Origin of the sequence: Coleofasciculus sp. FACHB-712 (genome assembly GCF_014695635.1) — a bacterium.
Lineage (GTDB): Bacteria > Cyanobacteriota > Cyanobacteriia > Cyanobacteriales > FACHB-T130 > FACHB-T130.
In genome coordinates this window covers 1-7,848 of the sequence record NZ_JACJOQ010000411.1, presented here as the reverse complement: position 1 = coordinate 7,848, position 7,848 = coordinate 1, and the positions used below count along the sequence as shown (strand labels likewise).

The following is a 7,848-nucleotide window of genomic DNA, read 5'->3' as shown; positions in this document are numbered from 1 at the left end:
GTAGCCAGGGTAGGCTTGGAGGTCTCATAAGCCTCTTATCAGCAGGTTCAACTCCTGCCCCCGCCACCAAATTGCAGGCGTGGTGCAATGGCAAGCATAGAAGTTTCGTAATCTTCTGATGCGAGTTCGACTCTCGCCGCCTGCTTCAAGCAGATGTGGCGTAACCGGAAACATAAGGGCATGGTAAGCCCTTGATGTGTGTACCCTAGCCTTCGGTAACGGCTAACGCCGAACGGGAACGCTGACGCGAACAACCCCCGCCGTCTGCTTTCTGATTGCAGGTGTGGTGTTAATGGCAACACAGCAGCCTTGTAAACTGCCTATGCGAGTTCGAGTCTCGCCATCTGCTTGGGTGTGGCTATGCTAACAGTCTATTTTTTGAGTTTAAAGAGGAGGGAAATATGACAACGATGACGGTTACAGATGCTTTAGCTCACTTCTTCTCTATATCTTGTTGAACTGAATGGCATCGCTAAAATGCAGAGGCTAATCGTCTGTTAATTTTGTGCTAACGAATTAGAGCAGAAATCATGAGGCGGATTGCGATCGCTCAAGACACGCTAGAAATTCTCGAAGCAGGCTACTACTTCTGTCCTGAAGGTAAACAGGTCAATATTGGTCAAGAACTGGTATCCTGTCTCGCTCAGACAAAATACTACGAACCCGATACCCTCTCAAGTATCAAACAAAACGTTCTCTCTAGCTCTCCTCAATTCTCAAATATAGAATTTGAGGTTAGGAATGAGACAACTCTGATGGGAGCAGAACGCATAACGCGATCGCAAAACTTTCAAAAAATTGCCGTTCTCAATTTTGCTTCTGCTAAAAACCCTGGAGGTGGATTTCTCAAAGGCGCTCAAGCCCAAGAAGAGAGTCTGGCGCGTAGTTCGGCACTTTATAAAAGCCTGTTAAAATGTCCCGAATACTACGATTTCCATCGTTCTCAGCGATCGCTCCTATACTCCGATCGCATCATCTACTCACCCGGTTGTCCAATCTTCCGAAAAGATGATGGAACGCTTTTGGAGAAACCTTATCTGGTTGATTTCATAACAAGTCCGGCTCCTAATGCTGGTGCCATTTGGAGAAACCAACCCAAGGACGCTGAAAAAATACCCGAAGTTCTGTATAGTCGCGGTGCAAAATTGTTAAGTTTAGCTGTCTATCATGATTGCGATGCACTGGTTCTAGGTGCTTGGGGATGTGGCGTATTCAAAAATGACCCGTCAATGGTTGCCCAAATGTTTGCAGATTTCTTATTACCCAAGGGTCAATTTTGGGGGAGATTCAGAAGCGTCCTATTTTCTGTACTTGACTCTTCTAAAGAAAGCAGAATATTTGGAGAATTTCAAAGTCGATTTTCATCAGAAAAATAAGATTCCCTCACAACTAGAATCAACGCCTCAAGCAGTTTCAGATTTTAGATATGCGGATATGGTGCAATGGCTAGCACATTAGCCTTCCAAGCTTATGATACGGGTTCGAGTCCCGTTGTCCGCTCTGTTAAATATGCGGGTGTGATGTAGCGGCTAGCATCTGAGTGCGCCACACTCAGCGCATGGGTTCAAATCCCATCACTCGCTTTCGTAGTCCTGTAGCTCAATGGTGGAGCGTTTGCCTTACAAGCAAGGGGTTGCGGGTTCAAATCCTGCCAGGACTACCAATTTAGATTGCCTCCATAGCTCAGGGGAAAGAGCAGCACTCTTCTAAAGTGATTGTCCTAGGTTCAAATCCTAGTGGAGGCGCTGGTTTAACGCTTCTTAATTTAAGGAGGTGAATTAAGTTGGTTTGTTGATATTTTGCAATAACGGCGATCGCATCTTGCGTGACCCAATCACTAGAGCCTACATACTTTAGTACGAGAGGAAAAGTAACGCTGTTCAAACACAGCGGGCGTTTGAGAACGAGGAGTGCAAAGAACCCGGCAGGTTTGCTTCAAGGTAGCCATCCTTTAAAGAGTGTGTAACAACTCATCGGCGGAGTCCCTCTAGTAACTGAGAAAACGCAAAATGCTCTGATAACTTGCACGCGAGAATGCGATCGCATTCAACAACACAAAATACGGGTCTGTAGCTCAATTGGTAGAGCGTCTACCTTGCAAGTAGAAAGATGTCAGTTCGATTCTGACCAGTATCCACCAAATTTAGGGGTCATAGCTCAATTGGTAGAGCGCTTGCTTTGCACGCAAGAGGTCAGGAGTTCGATTCTCCTTGGCTCCATCATGGTGTCTGAAGCCAAAGCGGTAGCGGCGCTGGTTTGTGGAACCAGTCATAGCGGGTTCGATTCCCGTCAGACGCCCCTGAATGGAAGCTGCTGCCGAGAGGACGGCAACCTGTCTCGAACACAGGAGTGCAGTGAATAACTGTAGGGGTTCGACTCCTCCAGCTTCCGTTATTCAACTCGGAAGATGCCGCCGAATGGACGGCAAGCGGCCTTGAAAACCGTGGTACGGCAGTGATGTCGTAGAGGTTCGATTCCTCCATCTTCCTTTGTCCACTGGAGGCTGAAAAGCGAAGCACCGTGCTGATAACGCGGCTATAGAAGGGGCAGTACCTTCCCAGTGGATTTCCCTCTGCCAACGGAATAGGATCTGGTGCTACGAACGCCGGACTTGATGGTTCGACTCCATCCAGAGGGGTTTCCCTTGCTTGCGGGATGCAGACCTAGCCCTCCGAAGGCTGGCGACCAAGTTCGACTCTTGGGCGAGGGGTTATTCCGGGATAGCTCAATAGCAGAGTTCGCGGCTGTTAACCGCGTCGTTGTAGGTTCAAGTCCTACTCCCGGAGCCAATTCTCACCCGTGCCCTAACAGGTAAAGCATACACACTCGGCTGTTAACCGACTAAACCAACGCTTTGCAGACTTGCACGGGGTAAAACTTCCCTTGCCTGCGGGATGCAGACCTATTCCTCCTAAGAATGGTAGCCAAGTTCGACTCTTGGGTAAGGGGTTAATGCCAGATAGCTCGATGGCTGAGCGTCCGACTGTTAATCGGAGGGTTGTGGGTTCGAGTCCCACTCTGGCAGTTTCGTTTGTGCGGGTGGTTGGCATAGCGGCTGTGCAGCGGGCTTTTAATCCGCAGAGATAGGTTCAACTCCTATACCACCCATTATTTCCACTGGAGACCGAAAAGCGAGGTGCAATGCTTACAACATTGCTGTAGGAGGGGCAGTACCTTCCCGGTGGACTAACTGATATAGATTTTGGTGTTGAGTTTTAGGTTCAAGACGGCTGACACAAGTTTCTCAGAGCTGCTGATTATTCATTAGCTACTCTAGTCAGAGTATCCTTTTGGGATGACAACCAAGATGATACTCAGCATCAAGCTAGACCTTGAAGTAAAAAAGCAACGGTCGGAGATAGCTAAAGAGCAAAACACCAGTCTCGATAGGCTGGTGCTGAGGTACATATACTAACGATGGGAATTTGTCTGTTTCATTCCAGTCGATTCATTGGATGATGAACAACCATAGATGATGAATGACAAAACGTTTTTACACCTTGCAATTGAAGCACTTCGTAACTATGGTTTAGAAAATGCTCAGCTAACGCGCTTAGGCGGAGCAAGTAACACTAACTTTAAAGTAGATGCTGACGATAAATCCTATGTACTACGTCTGCACACATCTGCATATCATGACCGAGTTGCTATATCTTCAGAACTAGCTTGGTTAAGCAGTTTGCAAAGCGAAACTACCTTGGTACTCCCTAAACCTATTGTTAATTTAAACGGAGAGCTAGTCACAGGCGTACCTGCTGATAGCAAGCCAGAAACGCTGTGTACGCTCATGTCCTGGGTAGAAGGGAAAATTTCACCTACTGTGGACATTTTGACCGATGATCAGCTTGCAAAAGTAGGCTCTCTGATGGCACAACTTCACATACACTCGCAACAGTTTGAACTGTCCGAAGGCTTCAAACGCCAAACGTTTGATGAAGCCCATTTTAGTGGGCGTTTAGAGGTGTTGTATACGGCTTTAAGCAACACCGAACTAGATAAAAGTGACCTGAACAGTCTGAAGGTCAATGCCAGCCATATAATCACTCATTTTGCTCAACTGGAACGTAAGCAAGACAGTTTTGGTGTTATTCATGCCGACTTTCATTCGGGTAACTACTTACTCTGCGACGAAAAGGTTTGCATCATTGACTTTGACCGTTGTGGTTTCGGCTTTTACCTTTATGACCTCGCTTTAGCGCTTATGGAACTTGAGGAGCAACAACGGAAAGCCTTTTTACAGGGTTACGAAACCGTCAAACCATTGCCTGCTGATTACACAAACCTCAAGCAGGTGTTCCTGTGCTTGGCTTACCTCGATAATCTCGGCTTTCTTGTTGCCAATCCTGAGGAGCTAGCGTTTGTCGTGGGAGAATTGCCGTTTGCCGTTGAAGCATTCCGTAATGCAGTCGAGACAGTGCCTTAACAACATATTGGAGCAGATTGACAAAAGATCCTGGTGCAATGCGATCGCTCATCGCCATAGCTTGAGTTAACGCAAGGAAACCCAACATATACTTCTGCTTTGCATATACGCCAATACGAGTTTAGCTGTTAGCATTCCAAGGATGCGATCGCTATCAGCTTGTCATGTGGGATGGAAAGATGGCAGTACTCGTATTTATGGATATGTGCTGAGGACGCTACTTCATTACATGAAGCACTGGAAGCCCAGAAGTGAGGCACTGTGCTGATAAGGCAGAGGTAGGAGGGGCAGTACCTCCCCGGTGGCTTGCTTATAATTAGAGATTGCCTGCTAGCATTTAAAGACTTTGTAACTGATGCCAACTCTGATTTTGACTCCTCGCTACACTGACGATTCTCAGGCTTTATGGCGTGCAGCTAATCGTTTGGGTTGGCGAGTTGAGCGATTAATGAACTGGCGGCTACCTGATGAATTAAAACTTGTACCCGAACCAGTCTTGTATGTGGAAGCATTAATGACAGAAATGATAGCGGAGCAACTTGGACTTCGCTTACTTGACGCACCAGATGATTGGTTATCCAATTTACCTGAAGAATATCGGAAGCGTTGGGTTTATCTCAGTACCCTCGGTGAAGCACGGAGCATAGAAAAAGCAGCTTTTATCAAACCGCCAAACGACAAAAGTTTCCCTGCCCGCGTTTATCAAGGTAAGGAATTGCCAAGCGATTATCCCGATGAGATGCCGGTGCTAATAGCGGAAATTGTGGAGTGGAAAAAGGAGTTTCGTTGTTTTATTTTGAATCGCTCTCTGAAAACATTCTCAGTCTATCTCCGCGATGGAGAGTTACAGCGAGAGAATGATTTTGTACATACTGAAGAGGAAGAGTGCGAGGTTCGGGAGTTCATCGAAACTCTACTATCAGATGAACGGGTAAAGATTATTCAGGCAACAGTAATTGACGTAGGTATGATTCAAGGAAGAGGATGGGCAGTTGTTGAGAAAAATGCAGCCTGGGGAGCAGGTTTGTATGGTTGCGATCCCATTGAGGTGTTAGAAGTGCTGCGGTACGCTGTTGTTGCCGCATAATCTATAGTCAGGCTGCAAGTATCACGGTATTTGTACGATGAACAGCCAGAAAATCAATGAATGAGTTTGGCAGCGGAGCGAAGGAAGGTTATATGTTTAGCCTTAAACATATATTTTCGTACAAGCCACTAATAGATAATAGAAAAAGTAGGGAATCTATAATGCCTAACGGTTACTGGTATTACTTTGTTGAACCAATGCTCAATGAATATACTGACAAAGGAGATAAAGAACCAATAGCATCAATTGATCTTGAATTTTCGGGCGATGTTTATCAACTTGCTTTATTCGGTACAAATCAAGTTTTGCATTTTATTCGTATAAAAGTTCCGCATATTTCTCCAGATATGCCTCATGAAATACCAGAGATTGTCGGAAGAAGAATACAGATAGCAAAAGAACATACAGTTTCTACCTTGAGACTTATTTACGACAATAAAGTTGCCCTATGTCCATTTTCTTGTTTCAATTTTATAGAGGAAGATATGCCTCCCAACCTGAACATAGTTACTAATGAAACTCTAAACAATCAATGGAAATTTCCCAATGAGTTGTTTGTTGCTGGTTTTCAGAATACACTCAACTGTAGAAATGAAGTTAAGCTGCTTGCAGACAGTCTTGATGAAAGAATTCCTCTACAATACCGATATTTATCTCTATTTAAGATTTTTGAAATTATGCTTTTTGATGGTACTAAGCCTCGAAAAGAACTGGATATTTTCTTGGCGAAATACGAATCGCAGTTTGCAAGTAAATTTCAAAAAAAGATGCTTTTGAAAAGTTACCTCATTGACTTGAGAGCAAGGTGCGCTCATATCAAATCTAATAAGAATTTAATGGGTGTGACGATGCTTAACAACAAAGATGCTGGTGAAGTCGAAGCTTTCCTCCCATTTGCATTTCAGATAGCTAAGGAATTAGTGAATACTCATCCCGAAAACAATGGTTTACACATTGGATAATGTGTACGAGCTTGTCAGTGCGATCGCCCATCGCCATAGATTGGGTTGACGCTCTTGAAATCCAACATCTATTTTTGCTCTGCATTTATGCCAATATAAGCGATCGCGCCCACATGATTCAATCTTTATGATGACTGTTTTTTGACACCTCAGCGGCGTTACCGTTTGGACACTTCATTTCGGAAAAGGGGTGGACAGGTTAATTGTTCCATTTTGCTCAGGAAAGCATTCCTCTTTGAGCAACGCCTATAATCAATCATGAGTAAAAAAATGATGTTGCAGCCTTTTGTAAGTTTTCTAAAACTGAGTCTTGTCTGCTTAGTTAGCTCCGCTATCTTAGAGCCAGCACAATCCTACGCCCAGTCAGCAGGTTCACTGTCAACCCCTGAGGCTACTTTTAAAGGTGTTTTGCAGCAATCAGATGCAGTCCCTTCACAAACAAATGCACCGCTGAAAGCGCAGGTCAATCCCGAACCAGAATCTCGTCCCCGGCGCAGCTATATCGGTCTTGGAGGTGCTATCGGACTAGCGGGTGATACGACTGCCCTAGGAACGGGAGGTCTAGCGATTCTGACCAAGGTCGGATTTACGGACAACCTATCTTTGCACGATGCCACAATCATATTTGGCGATCGCACTGCAACTTCGATGATTGCCCTGACTGGTGAGTTTCCCATTCGCGGTGCATCTGGACAAACTATTATCTCCCCTTTCCTGGGTGGAGGAGTCATGCTCAGGATTGCCGATGGTCTGAATATCAGTCCACTTATTTCTGGCGGCGTTGATGTTCCGTTATCAAGAGACTTAACGGGCACGGTACGGGCAAATGCAGGCTTCCCCACTAATCGCAATGCTGATGTCGGACTTTTAATTGGAGTTGGTTATAATTTTTGAGTAACTGGCGTTAATTAGAATGAATTGATTAATTGGTGTTGAATAATTTTAGAATAAAATATATTTGTTTCTATTAACAAATCTTCGTCATTTTAAAAGGTACAGGCAGTAACCATTACCTATTGAAATGATATCTTTTTAAAGCTAAAATAATAAGTCGCTGTATAGGACGATCTGAAAAGGATGATTATCTAAATCCCAGTTGGGATTCTACAAGCTTTCAAGCTTTTTAGTCCGAGTGACAAGAAGTTTGTCGATCGCAACAAATAATTTTTTATCCAACATCAACCGACCGCGCAAATGTCACAATCCGCTCTACTTCCGCCTCCTATGTATCCGGGACTGAAATTAACGGCGCTTGCTCCCATGCAGGATGTGACGGATCTGCTGTTCATGAGCGCGATCGCTAACTATGGCAGTCCTGATTATTTCTTTACTGAGTATTTTCGCGTCCACACGAGTTCGGGTTTAGATAAAAACAT

At 44.9% G+C, this 7,848-nt stretch carries 5 protein-coding genes, 12 tRNA genes and 1 pseudogene; all 18 read left to right on the top strand.

Annotation, left to right across the window (positions count from 1 at the left end; genetic code table 11):
* Positions 1–73: 73 nt before the first annotated feature.
* Positions 74–145 (top strand) — tRNA-Thr (locus tag H6F50_RS12605).
* A 132-nt stretch (positions 146–277) separates the two neighbouring features.
* Positions 278–349 (top strand) — tRNA-Thr (locus tag H6F50_RS12600).
* A gap of 181 nt (positions 350–530) precedes the next feature.
* Positions 531–1,376, top strand: coding sequence for a TIGR02452 family protein (locus tag H6F50_RS12595; protein ID WP_190428965.1), 846 nt, complete (start codon positions 531–533; stop codon positions 1,374–1,376).
* Between the two features lie 52 nt (positions 1,377–1,428).
* Positions 1,429–1,500: transfer RNA gene (locus H6F50_RS12590), tRNA-Gly, on the top strand.
* An 88-nt stretch (positions 1,501–1,588) separates the two neighbouring features.
* Positions 1,589–1,663 (top strand) — tRNA-Val (locus H6F50_RS12585).
* Positions 1,664–1,672: 9 nt separating this feature from the next.
* Positions 1,673–1,745: transfer RNA gene (locus H6F50_RS12580), tRNA-Arg, on the top strand.
* A gap of 318 nt (positions 1,746–2,063) precedes the next feature.
* Positions 2,064–2,140, top strand: a tRNA-Ala gene (locus H6F50_RS12575).
* A gap of 6 nt (positions 2,141–2,146) precedes the next feature.
* Positions 2,147–2,219: transfer RNA gene (locus tag H6F50_RS12570), tRNA-Ala, on the top strand.
* A 5-nt stretch (positions 2,220–2,224) separates the two neighbouring features.
* A tRNA-His gene (locus H6F50_RS12565) sits at positions 2,225–2,298 on the top strand.
* A gap of 7 nt (positions 2,299–2,305) precedes the next feature.
* Positions 2,306–2,391, top strand: a tRNA-Ser gene (locus H6F50_RS12560).
* Positions 2,392–2,714: 323 nt separating this feature from the next.
* A tRNA-Asn gene (locus H6F50_RS12555) sits at positions 2,715–2,789 on the top strand.
* 164 nt (positions 2,790–2,953) lie between these two features.
* Positions 2,954–3,025 (top strand) — tRNA-Asn (locus tag H6F50_RS12550).
* A 12-nt stretch (positions 3,026–3,037) separates the two neighbouring features.
* Positions 3,038–3,108: transfer RNA gene (locus H6F50_RS12545), tRNA-Lys, on the top strand.
* Between the two features lie 364 nt (positions 3,109–3,472).
* Positions 3,473–4,423 carry a phosphotransferase gene (locus H6F50_RS12540; RefSeq protein ID WP_190428964.1) on the top strand — a complete coding sequence of 317 codons (951 nt, stop codon included), beginning with the start codon at positions 3,473–3,475 and terminating at the stop codon, positions 4,421–4,423.
* Positions 4,424–4,778: 355 nt separating this feature from the next.
* Complete coding sequence (locus H6F50_RS12535) at positions 4,779–5,510, top strand: ATP-grasp domain-containing protein (protein WP_190428963.1); 732 nt, start codon at positions 4,779–4,781, stop codon at positions 5,508–5,510.
* Positions 5,511–5,566: 56 nt separating this feature from the next.
* A complete protein-coding gene (locus H6F50_RS12530) occupies positions 5,567–6,472 on the top strand; it encodes a hypothetical protein (protein ID WP_190428962.1) in 906 nt (301 codons plus the stop codon).
* Positions 6,473–6,742: 270 nt separating this feature from the next.
* Positions 6,743–7,366, top strand: a complete 624-nt coding sequence (locus H6F50_RS12525) for a hypothetical protein (RefSeq protein WP_190428961.1) — start codon at positions 6,743–6,745, stop codon at positions 7,364–7,366.
* 300 nt (positions 7,367–7,666) lie between these two features.
* Positions 7,667–7,848, top strand: a pseudogene (locus H6F50_RS12520) (tRNA-dihydrouridine synthase family protein); the annotation flags it as partial.

Coding starts and splice junctions, on each gene's coding strand:
- H6F50_RS12595 (WP_190428965.1), top strand. CDS start 531: ATGAGGCGGATTGCGATCGCTCAAGACACGCTAGAAATTCTCGAAGCA.
- H6F50_RS12535 (WP_190428963.1), top strand. CDS start 4,779: ATGCCAACTCTGATTTTGACTCCTCGCTACACTGACGATTCTCAGGCT.
- H6F50_RS12530 (WP_190428962.1), top strand. CDS start 5,567: ATGAATGAGTTTGGCAGCGGAGCGAAGGAAGGTTATATGTTTAGCCTT.
- H6F50_RS12540 (WP_190428964.1), top strand. CDS start 3,473: ATGATGAATGACAAAACGTTTTTACACCTTGCAATTGAAGCACTTCGT.
- H6F50_RS12525 (WP_190428961.1), top strand. CDS start 6,743: ATGATGTTGCAGCCTTTTGTAAGTTTTCTAAAACTGAGTCTTGTCTGC.